Raw genomic sequence first — 20,496 nt, 5'->3', positions numbered from 1 at the left:
CACTTTCTTGATGGTGGGATGACGGACAATGCAAAATCAACGTTACTGTCATCATAATATGCTCATCGTAATTGGCTGTGCTCAGGTTTTGCCATGAAATGTTATTTCGATGGTCCAGCCGGAGGGGCATTCATGTGCGGCGTCCATCGAGCGTCGTGTCGCTGATGGCTTCGAGCTCTTCTCCTTTCGCTAGTTTTGAAGCCTCCCAGCAGCCTGTGGCGTCCGGCCCGGCATCAAGAACGATGACGGTGACATTATCGTGACCGCCTGCATCGAGCGCCGCGGCCATCAACGCATCGGCCGCCTGTTGCGGATCGGGGTTGGCCTGGGCAATGGCACCGATCCGTGCGTCTTCGACTTCCGAATACAGTCCGTCCGAGCAGATGATGAACCTGCCTGAGGCGTTGACGGCGAAGAAATCGGGGGCGATGCCGTCGGGCGAGCCGATGCATTGGGTGATGATGTTGCGTGGAATGGCCGCATTGGCGATTTGCGGCGGCACGACACCGGAATCAATGGCTTTTTGGCGTTCCGAGTGATCCTTGGTGATTTGACTTAATGATTCCGCCGTCGGCACCCCATCAAGACGAATCTTCATGTGATAGGTGCGGGAATCGCCGACATTGATGACGTACCACCGGTCGGAGGGCATATGACGGAACGTGACTTCGTGGTTCGAGTCATCGATTCTGAAAGGCGAGGACGGCATTATGACACCTGTTACGGTGGTGCCGGACACGCCCTTCAATTCCGTGCCCAGTTTCAGGACGGCCTGTTGTGCGTCATTCAGCGTCAACGAGGTGTCGTATGCCGTGCGAAACGGCTTGACGGATAGCGCGGCAAACCTGTCCACGGTCAGCCTGCTTGCACGTTCGCCGGCCACTCCGCCGCCCATGCCGTCGCATACCACGTAGACACCGTTCTCGGCGAAAAACGAGTCCTGGTTGTTTTTGCGGCGTTTGCCGATGTCAGTGCCGAAACCGACGTTGATTGGTGAGCGAATCATGCTTTATGACTCCTTTTCCTGCCGTTGGTGATGCGGCGTTGGACTGCACTTCCGTCGTTTGCGCCGCGATGACTTCTGCCGGTGCGTTCGGCGCTGCTCCACAACCCGGTAAACCGCCGCGTGAGTCGCTTCACGTGAGGCTTGTGGAACACGCCCTTAAGGGAAAGCCGTGCGCGTACCCGTTTGAGGAAGGGTTGGTTCTTATGGATGCGGCCGCTCACCGCCGTGGCGCGTTTCCAGTAGTCCACCGGCGCCTCGGTCGCTGCCGGTTCGCCCGAGAATGCGATCCAATCGGCCTCGCGGCACAACACGTCGAGTTCGGCGTGGTCGCCTGGAGCAACGTTGAGTCCTTCGGTGATCTGCCGTACCTGGTCGCGCCGTGTGCCGTGGGTGTGAACGCCGCTCTGGCGGGCGAACATGGAGATCATGCGCCAGCCGGCTGTGATGCGTTCCCTGGGTGAGCCACGTCGTTTGAGGATGGCGAGTTGGATGGCTTTGATGGTCAAAATAACCGCGCAGATCAGCAGAACCGCCCATAGTGGGCTGCCATACACTGCGACGAGTCCGGCCACATGCAGAACGCGTTCGAACAGCACATTGTCGCTGCCGTCGTTCACATCGGCGCCTCCCAAGGCGGACTGCCCGCGAGCCTGGGTCTGGTCGTGCAGGGGGTCGGTCAAGGGCACGGGCGGCTGACGGACGAGATCTTTTGGCTTGGGAGGCGTCAGGTCCTGATTTTTGTTGGGGACCTTCGTTTCCTTGGGGGTGGGGTAGAAGGCGACCCAACCATAGCCTTTAAGGTTGATTTCGGTCCAGGCTTCGATGTCGTTGCCGGTGAAATCGGTTTTGGCGTCCGCCTTGCTGTCGCCCGAGGTGCGTGACTTTGATATTTCGCCATCCTTGTCCTTGGGCAAGAAGCCAAGAACCACGCGGCTGGGCAAACCAAGCTCGCGAGCCATCAACGCCATGGCGGAGGCGTACTGTTCGCTGTCTCCGACCATCGCCGTGCCGCCGAGCATATCGTCGATGCGATAGTTGCCGTGGCCGGGCAATGAGGGATAATCGTCTGCCAAGCCGTGGGAGAACCAACCTTTGGTCTTCAGGGTCCTTGCCAGGATTTGCGCCGTCCTGCCGGCGGTTGCCTGCCTGCCGGTCAGCGCCGTGGCCAACTTGCCTGCGCTGTCCGGCACGTCCTTGGCTGAGGGTTGATTCACATGTTCGGCTTCGGCCGAGTCGATTTGAGCCGGACTGGGGGTCGGGGCGATGATTCCCGTGACCTGATAGCTGCGTCCGTCTTGTGTGCCTTCGGGCACGATGGCCGAACGCGTGCCGGTGTTGTAGTAGTAGTCGCTGTGGGGATAGGTGATGGACGTGGCGGTTCCGGCCAGCGGAAGCCATTGCGTTGCCAGGCCCTTATGCGGGGTGAAGGTGGCATGGTAGCGCTCGCCGCGTTCCGTGGTGGCGATTTGACTGCCGACCTTTCGGTAGTCTGAGGAGTCCATGTTGTCGGAGGAATCGGAGAGATTCCACACGTTGCCGTCGAAGCGATCCATCACGGCCAAACGCACCGGAGTGCCGGCGGGAAGCCCTTTGACGGTGAGCAACGTATCCTTTTTGTGGTATTTCACGTAGGCGCGCATCTCGCTCAGCGGGCTCGTGTACTGATGCGGGTCGAAGGGTGGGGTGTAGCGGTCGCGCAGGGTGAGACGATGCTGGGGAATGACGAACGTGCCGCCCACTGCAAGTGCTGTGGCGATAACCACGATGATGATGGCGCTGATGACCCGCTTGGGGTTGAGCGTGTCCCAACGGTATGACAGCCATATGATGAGCAAAAGAATGATGATTGCGCCGCATGCCACTCGAGCCGTGCCGTCGTCTGTGCCGAGCAGTGCGCTGACGGCGAGGTTGGTCATGGACGGCGCGATGACGAGCAGGGTCAATCCCCTTGTCGGGCTCACTGCGAAGATCCCTGCCAGAAGTGCCGTCCAAAGGTTGAGTGTCCAGAGAGCCATGAGCGCACCCTGACCGCCTCCAAGCGGGGGAGCCACGGAAATGACGTATTTAAAGGAGCCGAAGGTCTGGATGAAGCCCTGTGCCAGTGTGGTTGGAGAAGGGACGATGTGCGCGATTGTGGTGTCATTGAGCGCAACGATCGGTCCGAGAATGAACTGTGCTGCGACGACAAAGACGATCTGCCACCAGAGTTTCAGGTGGGGTTGAATGCCTGCCAGTGCGATCAGCGCGCCGATTGCCGCGGCGGGAATGGCCGTCACGGCCCACAGGACCGGGTTGCCGTATACGCTGATGAGATTGGCCGAGGCAAGACAGATGACCAACGCAACCACGGCAACGGCGGTCAGTGACTGCGTCCACGGGCGACGACGCGGGACGAATGCCGTACGCCTATCCGTATGCGATGTTGTCAGCGCGATTGGCGAGCTGGCGGCGCTTGCCCACGATCCGTCCGTTGTGCCGATGCCGTTGGGCAGATGGGTGCCGGTGAAGTCTGGTAATGGTGCGGATTCGCTCATTTCAGGGCCTCCATGACCAGCGGTAGGTCGTCCAACGTCGGCACGGTGGCCATTGTGAATCCGTCGTATTGTCGGATCAGGCTCTCCTGTCCGATGGAGGCCTTCAGCATGATGCAGACGGAGGCCTTGGGCAGGGCTGACGCTACTCGTCGGATGCGCGCGAGGTTCGTGGCCGAGCCGATGACGAAGAAGTAGAACGATGCGTTCGGGCTGTTTTTCAACGTGGTTATGGCCAGGTTGGCGTTCTCGTCGAGGTCGGGCTCAATCGAGCTTGTCCAGTCGAGAAATTCAGTGGCCGTGTGTGGACTGCACTCCTGGGTTGATGCCTGCGCCTTGAGGGGCCTGTCCTGCAACAGGCATTGCGCTCCGATGGACGCGGCCAAGCTTACGGCCAGCTCGAACTCGTTTTCGTTGCGGTAGTCAATCGGGTCGACCCCCAACGTAATCGAGGTGTCGGTGCGTTTGGTGGCCTCGTATTGCCGAACCATCATCGTGCCGGTTTTGGCCGAAGAGAGCCAATGGATATTGCGTATGTCGTCGCCGGGACGGTATTCTCTCAGACCGTAGAAGTCCAGATCGTCATCCACCACTTGACCCGAAGGGCCCCCCTCAAGATCGCGGAATCGGCCTGAGTCCAGTGTGTTCAGCCGCACCGTTCTGGGGTGGATATAGACCTTGATGGCATCGGAAAGGGACCGTTCGTGGCGGATCAGGCCGAACGGATCACCCTTGCAGATTCTCAAAGGTCCGACGGGCAGCACGGCACGGGCGGTGGCGCGGAATTCCACATTCCGTTGCTGACTCTTGCCAGGTGTCAGGGCCGTGATACGGAAGCGTTCGTGAACCTCGCCCATGGGAAGGTCGCCGTCGGCGCTCACCGTCGGGGTTCTGCTCGGATTGTCGATGGACACCGACACGCTCACCATGTCGCCCACGGTGATGCGCTCGTCCGACAGCTTGAGCGATGCGTTGAATCTTGTGTTGCCGAGCGTCATTATGACGCCGGCCAGGCACATCGTCAGCGCGATGGTGCCGCACACCAGCAGCTCATGCCAGCCCAAAACCGGGAATACGGCCAGACATACGATCCCCAAGGAGCCCACGGCCCAACCCAGAGGGGAGATGTAGGCGGTGAGCCGTTCGGGCGCCGTGTGAAAGGCCTTGACGAGTGTGCGGCGATTCTTCGGTCCGTGCTTGCCGTTGACGAGTTTTTCGAGCGGTCGCCTGCCGTCGCCGCTCGGGCGTCGACGCCCTGCGCCTCGGCGCCGATGCTCGCGCATGGGCGTGGATCCGGCCCTTGTGTCTGAAGGAGGTTGATGCATCTGAGTCGAGCCTTTCACGCGCCGATGCTCGGTATGGGCACGGTTTCAAGAATCTGACCGATGACTTCTTCGGTGGTCTCGCCTTTGAATGCGGTTTCTGCGCTCAGGGTGACGCGGTGTGCAAGCACTGCGACTGCAAGGTCCCGCACGTCGTCCGGAATCACATAGCCACGCCCATCCGCTGCGGCCCAGATGCGGGCGCAACGAGTCAATGCAAGAGCTCCACGCATCGAGGAGCCCACCTTGAGCTTCTCGGAGCTACGGGTGGCCTCCACCAACAGCTCGATGTATTCCAGGATCCGTTCGTCCACGTGCACGTCGCCGGCCGTCTTGCGCAGCTGCAGAATATTGTCGCCGGTCATCACCGCAGAAACGGTTTCCGCACGATCGGTCACGTCGATCTGCTTGAGGATGTCGATGGACACGTCACGACTGGGTGCGCCCAGCGAGGTCTTGAGCAGGAACCGATCCATCTGGGCTTCGGGCAGTTTGTAAGTACCGAGCTGCTCGAGCGGATTCTGCGTGGCGATGACGATGAACGGTTGGGGCATTGCGTACGTGTTGCCATCCACGGTCACCTTCTGCTCCTCCATCACCTCAAGCAGGGCCGACTGCGTCTTCGGCGAGGCCCGGTTAATTTCGTCGGCAAGCACGATGGAGGCGAACACCGGTCCGCGCCGGAACCTGAACTCGCCGGACTTCTGGTCGTAGAAGGTCACGCCCACCACGTCGCTGGGCAGGAGGTCCGGCGTGAACTGAATACGTTTGAAGGGGGTGTCGATGGAGTTGGCCAGACCGCGGGCGAGCTGCGTTTTGCCGGTGCCGGGGTTGTCCTCCAACAGTACGTGTCCTCCGACCATCAGCGCAGTGGCGCACAGTTTGATGGGCATGGGCTTGCCGACCACGACTTTGGAGATGTTGTCGGTCAGGATGTGGAACGCACGTTGAAAGTCAACCACGCTCTGGGTTGGGGCCGTCATCATGGATGAGGTCGGGGCGTTGTATGGGGTCTGGCTGGACCGATTGGCCGTATTCGCCGAGAATTGAGGACCGGCTTGCCGGACGCTGCTGGTGTTGTATGTCATATCCGGCAGGGGCGCTGTCGTGGTTGGGGTCGGTGACGTCGCGGTCTTGGATTGCGCGATGGTCGAGCGCCTTAGCACCGTGGCATCAACGTCTTCTGATTGGGTGGTGTTGAATTGATGCGGATCCGTCGTTGCGAAACCGGAAGCTTGAACCCCGTCGTGGTCTTCGGGACGTTCTGGTGGCGTCGGGATCGCGAAGCCGCCTGCCTTCGATGAATCGCTTCCGTTCTCCGGCCCGGTCGTAAACGTTGTGTCTGACAGTCTGGTCGCATCGGACAGCCGTGTCTCGTCGTCGATCGGGTCGGTGTTCTGCTGGCTCATAGGTTCTCCTTTGCTGTTTCCCATAATGGAGGTTGGTGGTTGTGATGATATGTGGATCGTTCGGTACGCGGGGCTTTGGTTCGTATGTCCGTTGCGGTGGTCGATGCGTGCAATGCATCGTGGAATGAGCGCACGGGTATGTCGAACGGTAGGGAAAACGGCGAAAGACCCAGTGCGCTGGGTCCTCGCGCGCCTTGGACGTTGTTCTTTTGTCCTGTTGCGTTGATCGCAGGGTCGTCGCCTTTTACTGTAACTTGCCACATGTAAGGTCCGGTATCGGGCAGATCCTGGACGTCATATGCGCCGGTGGGTTGCCAATCGTAGGTCCTTTCTTGCGACCCGGACCACAGATGAAGCTGAATCTTGCCGATGCCCCAATTCTCGACGCCGCCGCCGGATAAGGCAACATGGTTGTGATCCTGCCATTGAACCGTTATGGAAGAGCTGATTTCCGCAGGCTTCTTAAACACGTTCGAATCGGAAACGGTCACTCCGTTACTTAAGTTGGTCTTGTGCTTTTGCTTCACGGTCCTGGCGCCGCAGGACTGCCACGGACCGATTTGATAATCCCAATGGCTCGTTCCCTTGCCGTAGGCACGTCCATCGACTTCGAATCCGTCGTGCCGTCCCTGTCCGTTCCATTTCAACGTGCAGATGCCGTTCGCGTCCGGTCCGGTCAGATTCACGTTTGTGGGTTCCGGAACGCTGTAGCGTACCGCCAACGAGGCATGGTCGGAGCTCGGGACGGACCCCGACTTGTTCGGCGTGAAGGTGACGTTGACCTCCACGGTGCCACCATACTTTGCTTCGGGGATGTCGAACTGCCTCGGACCCCCGTCCGGACACGAAAGGTTTCCGGTGACGTCGCCACTCAATGTGATGCTTGCGCATCCGGCATTGCGCATATTCGAAGGTTTGGTGACGGTTGCGGTCATGTGGTCGTCGTCATCCTGTTTCAGCGACAGCCCGGGCCTGTCCGGATTGCCCCACGGCACGTCGCTGGCCGAACTGCTTGGGGAACCGACGCCGGCACCGTTTTCGGCTTCGACGCTTGCGCTGAATGATGAACCATCGTTGATTTCGTCGTCGCTAAGGGTGTAGGTCCTGCTGCCTGCCGTGCTCCCTGTCGATACGTAATTGCCGCCATTGGTGGATATGCGGAAGTCCCTGACAGGCGTGCCGTCGTATTGGGGCATGCCCCAGCTGACCGTCACGGTATGGTATCCGGCTTTGACCTTGACGTCGTTGGGGGCGGGAGGCACCTTGTCGGGCATACCGTTCACGGAGTTCGATGCCTTTGACCAGCCCACCTCGTTCTTCGCCTTTACGGTGAAGGTGTAGGTCTTGCCGTTCGTCAGTCCGCCGATGTCGCAGGTGGTCACGGCCCCGCACGACTTGTTGCCGGACCCGTAGTCCACTTGATAATCGGTGATAGGACTGCCGTTTGCGGTACCTGGCGTCCACGACAGGGTGATCATGCCGTCCTGCGGTTTGATGCTGGAATACGGCGCGAGCAACGGCGCGGCCGGCCTGTCGATGACCGAAAGGGTGATGGTGCCCGAAACCTGGCGCTCGCGGGTCTTGGTGGCATCCTGGATGTTCACGACTACTGTATTGGAGGAGGCTCCAATACCCTCGCCGGCTCGAATGGTGATTGAGCCGGACCTGCCGCACTCCACCTTGAGTTTGACGGAGTCGTCGGCCTTGCAGTCCGTCACCGTCAAAGTCTTGCCGGGGAACGGGTTGAAGGCGCCGTCGAGTATGTCAACCGTTTCGCTGGAACCGGCCTTGATCTGCTTGTGCACCGGCTGGACTTGCGCCAGCGGTCTGGTGGATTGCGTCACCTGCGCCGTCAATCCCGCCGAAACGGCGCCGTTGGAATACTTGATCGAGATGGGGATGCTGGTGACCGAACCGACCGCGGCATCCGTGGCCGCCTCTACGGTCAGCTTGCCGCCAGCGGTCAGGTGGGTGGTGACCGGGCCGGACACCTCGCCGCCCGAGTAGGTATAGTCCATCTCATCGGCGTCGAGGTCGCCGGGCGCGTGGGTTAGGGCTTTCAGATCGATCGTCTTGGCGCCCTCGCCGGCGGCCACGTTGATCGTGGGGGCGGAGAAAGTGGGCGGCGGCACATTGCGGCCGATGACGGTGATGGGCAATGTCAATACGGCCGAATTGATGATTTTCGCCTGTTTGGAGCCGTTCTTGTCGACCCTGTCGTTGCGTTTGGCGTCGGTGGCCGTGAAGGTGATGGAGGCCGGTCCGGCATAGTCGCGCGGGGCGGTGAACTTCAGCGTCTGATCGTTGACGAAGCAGTCGGAGTCGGCGCTTTTTGTCGCGGAAACCGAGTCCTTCTCGACGTAAGCCGTCTTGCCGGCGCCTACGCGCACATAATCGGCGATATTGATGGTGACGCTGCGTTTGGCGTTCACTTTGATGGGGGGCGCCTTCGGGCGCAGCGTCGGTGCGAACACCCCATAGGCGGGCACTTGGACGAAGGCCGTGGAGGTGATGTGATAGGTCGTGTTCGTCACCGTGTATGGCACGCTGCGAGCCTCGTCGGTCAGCTCCACGCTCACGGTTGTGGAGTCCTTGCCGCCCTTGACGTGCGCGTGGTTCTGTGCCGAGGGGTCGATGCCGAGCCTGAGCTCCTGAGTGGTGCCCGACGGGTTGGCGATCCATTGCGACAAATCGACGTCCACCGACTTTTTGTCGATCGTCGCTGCCGAGGGAACACGGTAGTCGTAGGCCGTGGGCGGTTCGATTGGCGCATTCGTGTCGGTCACGACGGTCAAGGTCGCCGTATCGGTCAGCCCCGCCTTATCCTGGACGGTATAGATGACGTATGCGGTACCGGGTTGCGAAGGAGTTTTGAAATGGACCATGTTGTCTTGGACGTGGGCGCCGTTGATGCCTTGCGTCTCCAACTCGGAAGAGATCTTCAGGTCGGTGTTGTCGCTGGATATGTCATTCTGGGCAACAGGCACCGTGGCCTCGGTGTTCGGGCGCAGCGTCACCTGGTCGTCACGAGCGTAGACGCCCGAGTCCGAAGTGCCTTTGAATACGCCCACGCGAATCTGGGCCTGTGCGCGCTGTCCGGTCCAATCCTCGACCGCATAGGAGAAGGTATCGGTGCCGGCCGAATCGTTGTATGCCTCATAGACGATGTAGTTGGCGCCCACCTCTTCAATGCGCCCGAGCCTGGGAGCCTTGTTTCCAAGGCCAAGGAGGGTGTCGTCGTCGCCGTCCGGGTCGATGCCGGTGAGGGTAATCGGAATGCGGACCTTCTGGCCGGCGGCCACCTGCGCCTGGACGTCCTGCGGGGTAGGGGGCGCCTTGGTCGCGCCGTCCTTGGCGTGCACGGTGACGGTGATGGTGCCGGATGCCGCGTTGCCCACGTTGTCCCGCACGGTATAGGTGATGGGGTATACCCCTGGGGTGTCGGAGGCCTGGTAGCGCACATCGTCGCCGGAAACGAAGGCCAGGCCTTTGAAGGTCTTCTTGTTGTATTGCAAGTCGTTCTGCAGCTTGACGGTCGTGCCGTCTGCGTGGGATACGTGGTCGAGCGCGTCGACGGAGACGATACCGCCGGTGCGTACGTTTGCCTCCACGTTGCCGGCTTTCGGCGCGGCGTTCGTGCTCGTCAAAGCCGGCGGTTGCAATACTATCGTGCCGCGAGTGCTGCCGGAGGCGTTTGCCACGGTGTAGCTCACGGTGACGGGCCTGGTGGGAATCTGCCTTGCGGTCATGTATACGCGCTTGTGCGCCACCAGTCCGGTCTTGATGCCCAACCTTGGGTCTGCGTTGACCGAAGTGATCGACAGGACGCCTCCCATCGGGTCTGTGTCGTTCTCAAGAGGTTCGACGATGGCCGTGCGATCGGCGCCGATCAATGCCACATCGTTCGCGGCCACGGGTCTGGCTGACTGGTCGGTCACCGGCTGCACTTCGATACGTGCCAGTCCCTGCGCTTCGATACTGCCTTGGCTGATGACATATGGAACGTAATAGGTGCCCGGATCCGACGCTTTGAAGGTGAAGGACAGGTCCGTGGCGTTGGTCGAGGTCGAGGTGCCCGCAGGCGCGGAGACCGAGGAAAGAGTGGCGGGCTGGGCGCTGGTTCCATGCACGAATTGTTTGAGTTTGACCGTTGTGGATGTGTCGGGTGCGGTGGTGCGCGTCACCGGATCGATTAGGGCGGGTAGCGTGTTGGTCGGGCGCACGGAGAAATAAATAACCCCTGTGCCGGTCGCCTGTCCGTCGGAAACGGTCAGTTCGATGCCGACTCGTCCGCCCGCAAGGGAACCGGTATTGAATACGAGTTGGCCGTCGGCGCGCGTGGAAACCGCCACTTGACTGTCGTTTTGAGGGGCTGCGGAAACCAGCGTCATCGGATCGCCCTCCGGGTCGGCAAACGAGCCTAAGGCGTTGACGGTGAAGTTCGCCCCCTGTTCCACGGAATATTCCGGAGGGGTGTCGACCTGAGCCGGGGCTTGATTGGTGCCGCTGCCTGCCAGATTCAATGTGACTGTCGCCTGGCTGGTCTGGCCTCGGCCGTCGTTGATTTCGTATGTGAAACTGGTCTTGCCCGGCTTCGCTCCGGTCGTGTCGAGTTGCAGGTAACGGCCCGCGTAAATGGGGGCGACGGTGATGCCGCCGCCGGACACCGGGCCGATTTTGGAGATGTGCAACACCGAGCAGTCGGTCTGCTCGTCGTTGCGCAGGACATCGAGGATCTGCTCGCTGCCCACACGTGAGCCGAACGAATCATCCTCGGCCTTGATGGCACCGGACTTCGCCGAGCAGTTGGGTTTGAACTGGGTCTGGTTGTTGGCCGAATCGCTTTCATGCTGCTTCGACACGATTTTCTTGGTCCGGATCTGCCGCCACTGAATTTTGATGACCTTGGTGGACTGATCCGGATTCCACACATTGCCGTTGGTCACGTCGTTGAGCACCACAAGCCGGTGGTTGGTGCGGAAGGTCAGTTGCGAGGTCGGCAGTACGGATTGCAATGATTGGAACTGCGCTGGTTCATCAGATTCGGCTTCCTGGGCGCCGGACGCCGAGCACACCCGAATATAGTTATGTGCGGCTTGAGACCATGCCGCATGCAGGCATCCTTTTGAAGAAACCGGCTGCGCCGGGTCCGCCGTACCGTGGGTGGCGAACTCGGACGTCTTGCCGCCATGCTTGAAATCGACGGTGAACAAGGCGTTTTTGGCGCTCGCCGCAACCCATCCTTGTTGGGCATCATCCGTGGGGGGTGCCTGCAGTACAAGTGTGCCCCGTGCATCGACCTTCGCGCCGCCCCCGTTCCACATGATCTCGCCTTTGGAGGCAACCACCGGCCGATTGCCGATGACGGTGAAGCTTTCGGCGTTCACGTGTCTGCCGTCGGTCACGGATCCGAGCTCGTGCGCGGCGGACTGCGCGTCGTCGATCTTGAGCACCATGCCGTCGTCGGGCCTATATCCGTAAACCGCGCCGTCGTGTGTTACGGCGATTTTGCCGCCGGCGCCGAGCCTCATTTGCGGGTTCGCAGTCGTTGGCGCGATTGAATCGAGGTTATTGGAGGCGCCCACCCACACATTTCCGGTTTTCTCGTTGATGAAAGCCGTGGTATCGCCGCCGACGAGGGTTGACGTCGAGCCTTTGATCTCGCTTTTGCCGTGTACGCCCAGCGTTGAAGCCAGGATGGATTGGGCTTTCGTGCCCCCGGTGAGCACGGTGTCATCGCTGTGCTGGGCGACATCGAACGTCGCGTCGCTGGATGATACGCCGCCGTCGGCCTGACTGAGTTTGACGTTGAAGCGTGCGGCTTTGCGGTCTTTGAGTGAGGTGACCCATACGGTGCCGTTGTCAAGCTGAACATGTGCGCGGGTCAGGGTGCTGACGATAATGGCTCCGGCGACTATTCCCAAGAGCAGAAGAAGCGTTAGCACCGGTGTGAGCCAAGTGCGCGTGGATTGCGAATTGAGGCGCATGAACGCCGAACGAATGGAGCGACTCCGATGGTTTGCCTGACTGGGGGCGGACTCGCCGTCGCGCTTCTTGATCATGATCGTTGTGTGCTTTCTGCTTTTCAAAATCAGTCTTTGTTCACGGCGCAGGCGGTCGCAGGAGTATTCGACATTCGGCCGTCTTTGCGGATGATGCTTACTTGGATGCAGGTCTGCGTGCTACCCGGGTCGACTGGCACGTCGACGCTGGTTTCGTTGGCGACAGAGGTCTGTCCGGGTGCCGGGGAGCCGTCTGTCAGTGTGGACCAAGCGTAGGTGTCTCCGGGTTTTGGATTGGGGTTACGCCAGGTGAATGTGGCGATCGAACCTTGCTCATGTCCGCTCAGTTCGGTCGGGGAGGGTACGGTCTGACTGGTTTGAGCGGTGTCCTCTTTATCCTCGCTGCGTCGTTCCTCCGGGGATGGGGTGTCGGAGTATCCAACATGCGTGCCGTGCTTTGTCCTGCCGGCATCCATGTTCGGCCCGACAATGAAGGCAAAAGCGGCGACTACAACGGCGATTGCTGCCACGGCAGCCAGGGCGATGAGCAGCGGCTTTTCGGAACGATTGATGCGGGTCCGTTCGCTTGAAGCCGGCAGGGCCACGTTCGCGGATCGATTTCCGCTTCTGGCGGGTAGTGGTTCGGCGTCCTCCGCGACAAGAGGCGTCATGGTTCCGAAACACTCCTGCTGCACCGCCTGCAACGCCCTGGCGAATTTCAAGGCGGAAGCGTATCGTTCGGAAGGTTCTTTCGACATGGCCTTACGGAGCACACTATCGAGTTGCTTCGGGGCTATGGAAGGATCGAGTTTCGGCAGCCGATCCTCAACAATATGATGCGCCAGCTGACTGGAAGTGTGCGGCTGGAACCAGTATTCGAATGGCGACTTTCCTACCAGCAGCGCATACAGCGAGGTGGCCAGTGAGTAGATGTCGGCGGCCTCGTCGCCTCCGCCCTCCCCGGTGAGCACTTCCGGCGGCGCCCATGGAACGGAAAAGCCGGTTTGCGTCTTGGCGTCATAGACGCTGGTCGCGATGCCGAAATCGGAAAGGGCGGGCAGTCCTTGTGACGTCACCAGAATGTTGGCGGGTTTGATATCACGGTGAATGATGCCGTGGCGGTGTGCCGTCTCGAGTGCTCCGGCCAATTTGATTCCAAGGTCGATGGTCTGGCGGGCATCCATGGTCCGGGCCAGCATGATTTCCTTGTAGGAGCCGTGGGGAGCGTATTCCAAAATCAGGTATGGCAGGTCGTCGACGGTAAATCCGAAACCGTAGATCGACAGAATGTAAGGGTGGGTCGAAAGCGAGGCCATTATGTCCGCTTCGTTGGCGAATGCCGTGTTCGGATCGTGTCCGGTCTGCTGCTTGCCGACTTTGACGGCCACATCGCGATTCGGTGTATGCTGGTGATACAGGTAAACGTCCGCAGTGGAACCGGAGCCTAACAAGCGCAGATAGTCGCAGCCGGGGATAACTGGTGGCATTTTGGCCTCTTTCTGGCCGGCATCACTATGGTTGGCCTCTTCTTTCCTTCACCGACAATTAATAACATGATACGTCAGATTCGCGATCTGTCGCACTATGCATCTGAACCGATGTTGCTTGGTTGTCCAGGACCGTGATGAGGCAATTTGGAACCTATAATGCGGATCGGCCCGTCAGATGATGGAACAGCTGCGGATCGACGGGTTTGTCGAGGTGGAGGGTCGAAATGACCACGTTGAGCTCCTTGCCGTTGTCGTCCAGATTATGATCGGGGTGCACGTTGCTGATCGCGTCGGCTTTGCCGACGTAATAATAGGTGGTTTCGCGTTGCTCTTGTTTTCGTCGGATAAAAATGGGCACAAAATGTGCGTCTGGCCAGTTCTCTGATTCTGCGTTATCGAGTAGCCAAAGATATTCGTTCGATTTCAGGGTTCTTTGATTTTTGCTGAACCATTCTATTTCGCCGGTGCTCAGGAAACGGTCTCCGTATTGGCTGTTTTCATATTTTATGAGAATGGGAAGCGAGTTGGTGTCTGTGTCCAATCTGTAACCGCCAACGTTTTGCGGCACCTGTTCGTTTTCCCAGCCACAAAGAAGCATGATGTCGAAGATGCTATATTTCTCACCGTAGATGAACCCACGGTTTTGTCCGTTATCGGAATTATCTGTTTGCTGGTATCGCCGTCGACAGTTGACTAGTCCGGTTTGTACGGTATCCGCAAAGAAAGTCGCGAATGTCGGGTTTGAACGCAGCGCCTTTGAAAGCCAGTCGGTCAGGGTCCATGAATCATCTTTGGTTTTCTGGATCAATGGCGCACCGCCGAATCGTTCTTGGTTCTTAGCGGTGAAGTATGTCAGATCTAGTACATGAAACGCTTGCGAACATTGCTTGTTGCTGATATACGATTGCGGGAATGATGACGCCAAGGTCGCCTTTAGTTCCTCAATGTTCATGGTTACCGGTGTCTGCGGGCCTTCATACGGCAAAATCTCATGTTCGATCGTGCTTACTTCCGGTTTCGGAGTCGGTATTGCACAAAGGTATGCTAAAATAACCAGTTCATGTGGTCTTAACCCGCGCAATAGTGTTGCGGTAACCATTTTCAAAGCACCGTTTTCCCGTGAATCAGTGGGGTGAAGTGTTATGGGGTTCGTTTTGTCGGCGCTGCCGGCCGGTGAAAGACTCCGTTCTCGTGAACGGACAAATTCCAAGTAACTGTCCTTCTTGTTTGCCAGGGTGTATGTAAGGGATGCATCAATTTTGACGAAATCCATGAGCATCGGGATGCGCTTGAGTTCATTGCGCAACTGTCGGTATTGCTTCGCAAGTAATTGCATCGCTGATAGATCGGCTGAGTCTATTGAGTCAAGTACGTGCTGCTCTGCAATCTGATCGAAACTCACCGATGAAAGTCCGATTGATTGTTGCTGAAGATTCTTACGAACCACGTCCCTGTCTCCACTATTGCCATAGAGTGCTATGGGGATGAGGTAATTGTTCGCGTAATTGCCAATGAAATCGATAACCGTCACCGAGTCTTTGTTCGGGGCTTTGCGCAAGCCGCGTCCGAGCTGCTGGGTGAAGATAATGCTTGATTTGGTCTGGCGGAGCATGACTATTTGGTTGAGGCAGGGAATGTCGACGCCTTCATTAAATAAATCAACCGTGAAAATGTAGTCAAGCCTGCCTTGTTCAAGCAGTTTAATTGATTGATCGCGGTCACTGGCGTTGTCGCTTGTTACCGCGACGGTGCGATAAGGTCGTTCGGCCTGTTGGTTATATCGGGCGTTGAACAAAACGGAGAGCTTGCTGGCCTCTTCCTGCCGACTGCAGAACACCAACCCGCATACCGGTACCGAGAGATCTTCGTGACTTTGCAACATATCAATGATATATTGGACTCTTTGAGGATCGATCAGCCGTTGAATCCAGGCATTCAAAGCTTCGTGTTTGTCCTCTTTCGTCACATCGAACCGCTCATTGACCTGTCCTACCGCATACTGATTCGGTATGTCCTTTATATACTCGTGTACACCGTAATAGTGGAATGGGCATAGCATGTCCTCTTGGAGTGCCTGCTGAAGACGAATATTGTATGCAATGTTATTACCGAAAAGATTGAATATATCAGCGTTGTCCGTTCGCTCAGGTGTCGCTGTCATTCCGAGCAGGAAATTGGGCTTGAAATGGTCGAGCACTTGCCGGTATGAGTCGGCCGCCGAATGATGGGCTTCGTCGATGAGGATGTAGTCAAAGCTGTCAGGAGTAAATTGGTCCAGGCTCGTAGCGAGGGTCTGCACCGTGGCGAAAACATATTTGCGGTCGCCCTGCTTGCTGTTGCCGGTCAGCAGGCCGAGATCCTCCTTTCCGCAACCAAGAACCTTCTGGTATGATTCCATTGATTTTGTCAGAATTTGCTGTTGTTGTGCGACGTACAGCATGCGTTTGGGGTGGCATTGCCTCACGTCAAAAGCGGAAAGATACGTTTTACCTGTTCCTGTGGCAGAAATGATGATGGCCTGATGCTCACCGGCTTTTCAAAGGCTTACCAGGTTCATCAGCGCTTCTGTCTGCATTGAGTTCGGCCTGATCGGTTGATCGTTACTTTGAATCGGTGTCGTGGGGCGTTTGGGCGCGTAACGTTCGTACTGTTCTTCATACCGCTTCAACCAATCGCCGTCAAGGCGAACGGACTCCTGGATTTGATGGTCGATCTCACCATTGACTTGCTGTGCCAAACCACTGTTGGTTCTCGATGAGACCTTGAGATTCCACTCCTTGTTCTCTCTGAGTGCGGTCGAAGTGAGGTTCGAGCTGCCGATGTATGTCGAATCCAGCTCCGTGCCTTCGCCGTCTTGATGCCGAAAGACATATCCTTTGGGGTGGTACCGGTAGTTGGCGATGGATGAGGAACTATGGTTTGGTTCATCCGCCTGCCAGATATATACCTTGATATTCGCGTTCTCTTGGATCTGCAGCAGCGTACGAAACGCGTCGGGGGTGTTGAAAAAGTTGTAGGTCGAAGTGATGATACGGCCGGATCGGCGTAAATTGCGCCGATCGAAGTTAAGAAAGTACTGCTTGAGGCATTTCAGTTCTTCGTTGCCTATAAAAGCCACGGACATGTCGAAACTTTTGCATTGTTTCAGCTCGGACTTAAGGGCTTCCTCCATAGTCAGGCCGTCACGATTTGCTATGAGCATCGGAATAAGCAAGTTATCAGCATTCGGATTGCCTGAAACGAACCCTGAGGTGATGGCTTCGAGTAGTAAATCTCGTTTGGGGCTTGACTCGGTTTCAGTCATTGTCGTTTCCCTCCGGCCGGTTCGTGCTGATCAGATGTCGTGCTGTCTCCATGTCTGCCGGTGCCCAACGCAAAGCGGAAAGCCTGCTGCGTTGGATCCATTTCAACTGCGTGTGCTCGGTCAGTTGCGGGGTGCCACCGATCAAAGTGCATAGGAACGTGGTGAGATTGATGGTGCCGAAATCATAGTGTTGTAGGGTTGAGCACACTCTAGGTCCTACCGCGATTTCACAGTGTATTTCCTCCCGTATTTCTCGCCTCAACGCCTCCTGCGGCGTCTCACCGGTTTCAATTTTTCCGCCTGGAAATTCCCAGTATCCGGATAATGTTCTTGAAGGACCACGTTGTGCGCAAAGAACGGCGTCGTCGCGCACAATCGCGGCTCCTACCACTTGGAGGGGTGTTGCTTCCATGCTTCCACATTTCAGTTAAAGAGATTGACGGTCCCAGGATACCTCGAACGTGGATGGAACACGGTTGAGAGAGTGTGGCACGGCAATATTTGGACGACAACGGCCGGAATCATATGGTGTCGTATTGACAAAACCATGCGATCCGGCCGTTGTGCATCATCACTAGGCGATGCGTCTATTCGAACGGATACTTCAGTCCCCAAGCGGCCCGGAGCCGGTCCATCAGACGCATGATCTTCAGAGTGTCGGCGTGCGGCATCTCCGGGCATTCGATGCGGCCGTCCAACACGGCGTTCGCGGCGCTCGCAACCTCGTACTCGTAGCCGGTCAGCTGCGCCGGAATGTCGATGCGGCCCTTGAGTTGGTGCTCGGTGTCATAGATGTCAAGGCTTTCGGGATTGTTGACGTTTTGGCACATCAGGTATCCTTCGGTGCCCCATACCACACCCGTGCGGTCGCTTGTGGCCAGCATTGAGCTGGAAGCCATCGCCATTACGCCATCGTCATAAAACATGGTGGTGGAGCTTTGGGCGTCAACCCCGGTTTCGTAAGGTAGCATTGAGGTTTCGATGCGGTCAATGGTGCGGTCGCTGGTGTCGGTCAGAGCCATATCAAGGAAATTGAGCGGGTAGACGCCCACGTCGAGCAGCGCACCGCCGGCCAGATTCGGGTCAAGCATCCGAGGTTTGCCGATTACCGCATAGCCTAGGTTGGCCGAGGCCGCCTTCACCTCGCCTATCTGCCCGGAGGCGATCACGTCGTCGATGAGTTTGCGTGAAGGCATGTAGCGAGGCCAGATGGCCTCGGTGCAGGTCAGCCCGGTTTCGTTCGCCACCCGCAGAAGGTCCTCTGCTTGCGCGGTATTGGCGGTGAACGACTTTTCCACGAGAACGTTCTTTCCTGCTTTGAGGCACCCGATGCCCTGTTCGGCGTGCAGACTGTGCGGGGTTGCGATGTAGACGAGATCCACATTCGGGTCATTCATCAATTCGTCATAAGAACCGTAAGAGACGGGAAAACCGTACTGCTTGGCGAATTCAGCGGCGCGCTGGCCGTCCCGTGCGGCGACCGCATAAGGGGCGATCAGGTTCTTATACCGATCGTCGTTGGACATCGCCAGCAGCGTCTTCGCCATGGAATGCGCGATGCGTCCCGCGCCGAGAATCGCCACGTTTACCTTAAGCCCCTCACGTTCGGCTTTGGCCCGATTTCCGTTCAGCCTGCTCATGCATACCTCCATGTATCGCGTGTGTTCCTGCTGTAAACCAGTTTAGCCGAAGGTGTCTAAGTGTCGACGGCTTGCGGACGGCCGCGCGTCGAGTGTGAATATGTCGAGTGGGGATCACGATAATAGGGCGTGCCTGATATGCAATCCGTGTTGACCGACGGTCCGTCGAAGTCGTCCAAGTCATCGAAACCCCGCAAACGTTCAAAAACCGACAAGCCCGAGAAGTACGCGCGCGGCACCCGTAGCTACACCATGTCCCGTATTCGTGGCAAGGACACCGCGATTGAAGTGATGGTCCGCAGCTATCTGTTCTCGCGCGGGCTGCGTTTCCGCAAGAACGACAAGCGATACCCGGGTCATCCGGACGTGGTGCTGCCCAAATGGCACACGATGGTATTCGTCAACGGCTGTTTCTGGCATATGCACGAAGGGTGCAAAAAGTGTTCGATTCCTAAGTCGAATGTTGATTTTTGGACACGGAAACTCACACGCAATCACGATCGTGATGTACGGCAGCGCGCGCAACTTGAAGCGGAGGGCTGGAAGGTCATCGTGGTGTGGGAGTGCGAACTCGAAAAAACAGTGCGCGAGGCAACGCTTGAAAGCCTGTATCGTGAAATCGTCGAACAATAGGCGATTCTCGGTCGAGACCGCTTCGGTGTGTACTGGCGGGGCCGCCGTGTACAATGTGGTTTGTTGCCCGGGTAGCTCAGGGGATAGAGCACCGCTCTCCTAAAGCGGGTGTCGTCAGTTCGAATCTGATTCCGGGCACGCTTCCTTTACCCATCCGGGTCGCATGGCAGCATGCGGCTCGTTCGCGCCATATGCGGCCTGGTGTGGCGAATTGGTTGGTTTTAAGCCGCTTCGGCGGTCGGGCCGCAATAGTTTGTATACGCTGATTCTCCGTAGCGTAGATCAAGGTGAGCGGAGGTGATGATGGTCGATCGGGCGGGTATGAAAAGGTCGGATGAGGCCAATCACGACGTTGCTTTGAGCGCCGATCAGAAAGCTGCGGTCGCAGGTCTTGCCGCGCCCAACGTTTATGCTGAGCAGTCCATGTGGACGACGTTGCGAGGGTTGCATGGCCGGCAACGTTGGATGTTTTTCGTCGAGCATTTTTTGCTTGGTTTGGTGGCCGTCGTCGTTACGATTGGCGTGGTGGCGGCCGTGGTGGTCACGTACGTCACCAAGCCGCCGGATCCGGTGTTCGCGATCCAAGGTTTCGGCATGACTCGGGATGCTGAGGGGTTAAAAGCTCTGGGTCGTGATTTCGCTCGGCATGAGCATATATGGGATGACAGATTGGTTGAAGTCAACGCTTCCGCGGATATTTCCGGAGGATATGGCGATAGTTCCCCGCAGATTCTCGCGCGCGTTTCAGCCGGGCAGATCAATATGATGGTGGCCGATCGCAAGACGTTCGTCCAGCTCGTCAGGCGAGGACTGGTGAGTGCTCCTGGCGAGGTGCTTGACCATGACGAGCTTGTAACGTTGGCGAAGCAGGGGGCATTGCTTGATAAAAATGGTCGCCAGGCTGACGATCCGGCCGGAGCCAGGGGACTTCGCCTTGCGAATTCAATAGTATGGGGCGAAAGGAGACTGCCTCGCGAGGCGGTGCTCATGTTTGCCAATGTGCAATCCGGCACGAAGTATCCGCGTGATTTCGTCAATTATCTATATTTCAAGGGCACTCGGATGCCCTGATTGCCAGTAGGGCAGTTGGGGTAGGCACCGCGGTGGATGTCGCCGTCTATGGCGGCATCGTTCTGTTGCGGTGCGTAGTGCACCTGTT

Annotated in this window: 10 protein-coding genes, 1 tRNA gene and 1 pseudogene; 3 read left to right on the top strand and 9 right to left on the bottom strand. The window is 58.0% G+C overall.

The genetic code is table 11. The features are described from left to right. Positions 1-130: 130 nt before the first annotated feature. The 9 genes and pseudogenes from BBOH_RS04200 to BBOH_RS04160 all read right to left on the bottom strand — a co-directional run bounded on the left by BBOH_RS04200 (position 131) and on the right by BBOH_RS04160 (position 18,704). Entirely contained in the window at positions 131-1,006 is an 876-nt protein-coding gene (locus BBOH_RS04200; RefSeq protein ID WP_033521714.1) for a PP2C family protein-serine/threonine phosphatase, read from the bottom strand. Then, positions 1,003-3,540 (bottom strand): transglutaminase TgpA family protein, encoded by a 2,538-nt coding sequence (locus BBOH_RS04195; protein ID WP_074428551.1) that lies wholly within the window; start codon positions 3,538-3,540, stop codon positions 1,003-1,005. Before BBOH_RS04195 ends, BBOH_RS04200 begins: the two co-directional genes overlap by 4 nt. After that, the gene (locus BBOH_RS04190; protein ID WP_081930327.1) at positions 3,537-4,820 is read right to left on the bottom strand and encodes a DUF58 domain-containing protein; all 1,284 of its coding nucleotides are present in this window, start codon (positions 4,818-4,820) and stop codon (positions 3,537-3,539) included. The genes BBOH_RS04195 and BBOH_RS04190 overlap by 4 nt, the downstream gene beginning before the upstream one ends. Before the next feature lie 56 nt (positions 4,821-4,876). Beyond that, on the bottom strand, positions 4,877-6,292 hold the full coding sequence (locus BBOH_RS04185; protein WP_044098126.1) for an AAA family ATPase: 1,416 nt from the start codon (positions 6,290-6,292) through the stop codon (positions 4,877-4,879). Further along, positions 6,265-12,330 (bottom strand): Ig-like domain-containing protein, encoded by a 6,066-nt coding sequence (locus BBOH_RS04180; protein WP_052118201.1) that lies wholly within the window; start codon positions 12,328-12,330, stop codon positions 6,265-6,267. The genes BBOH_RS04185 and BBOH_RS04180 overlap by 28 nt, the downstream gene beginning before the upstream one ends. Before the next feature lie 29 nt (positions 12,331-12,359). Then, positions 12,360-13,757, bottom strand: coding sequence for a serine/threonine-protein kinase (locus BBOH_RS04175; protein WP_033521718.1), 1,398 nt, complete (start codon positions 13,755-13,757; stop codon positions 12,360-12,362). A gap of 154 nt (positions 13,758-13,911) precedes the next feature. Continuing rightward, a pseudogene (locus BBOH_RS09545) lies at positions 13,912-17,064 on the bottom strand (DEAD/DEAH box helicase). Then, positions 17,057-17,476, bottom strand: a complete 420-nt coding sequence (locus BBOH_RS04165; RefSeq protein WP_033521720.1) for a (deoxy)nucleoside triphosphate pyrophosphohydrolase — start codon at positions 17,474-17,476, stop codon at positions 17,057-17,059. Before BBOH_RS04165 ends, BBOH_RS09545 begins: the two are co-directional and overlap by 8 nt. A gap of 175 nt (positions 17,477-17,651) precedes the next feature. After that, the gene (locus BBOH_RS04160; RefSeq protein ID WP_033521722.1) at positions 17,652-18,704 is read right to left on the bottom strand and encodes a Gfo/Idh/MocA family protein; all 1,053 of its coding nucleotides are present in this window, start codon (positions 18,702-18,704) and stop codon (positions 17,652-17,654) included. A gap of 138 nt (positions 18,705-18,842) precedes the next feature. On the opposite strand from BBOH_RS04160, the gene BBOH_RS04155 reads away from it, so the two are divergent. The 3 genes from BBOH_RS04155 (at position 18,843) to BBOH_RS04145 (ending at position 20,408) form a co-directional block, all read left to right on the top strand. Continuing rightward, on the top strand, positions 18,843-19,337 hold the full coding sequence (locus BBOH_RS04155) for a very short patch repair endonuclease (protein ID WP_074428550.1): 495 nt from the start codon (positions 18,843-18,845) through the stop codon (positions 19,335-19,337). A gap of 65 nt (positions 19,338-19,402) precedes the next feature. Then, a tRNA-Arg gene (locus BBOH_RS04150) sits at positions 19,403-19,475 on the top strand. 183 nt (positions 19,476-19,658) lie between these two features. Beyond that, positions 19,659-20,408 carry a hypothetical protein gene (locus BBOH_RS04145; RefSeq protein ID WP_143242438.1) on the top strand — a complete coding sequence of 250 codons (750 nt, stop codon included), beginning with the start codon at positions 19,659-19,661 and terminating at the stop codon, positions 20,406-20,408. Positions 20,409-20,496 lie beyond the last annotated feature (88 nt).

It is taken from the genome of Bifidobacterium bohemicum DSM 22767 (assembly GCF_000741525.1).
GTDB classification, from domain to species: Bacteria; Actinomycetota; Actinomycetes; order Actinomycetales; family Bifidobacteriaceae; genus Bifidobacterium; species Bifidobacterium bohemicum.
Note: the sequence above shows the minus strand (reverse complement) of the source record. Positions and strands in the feature narration are given on the sequence as shown.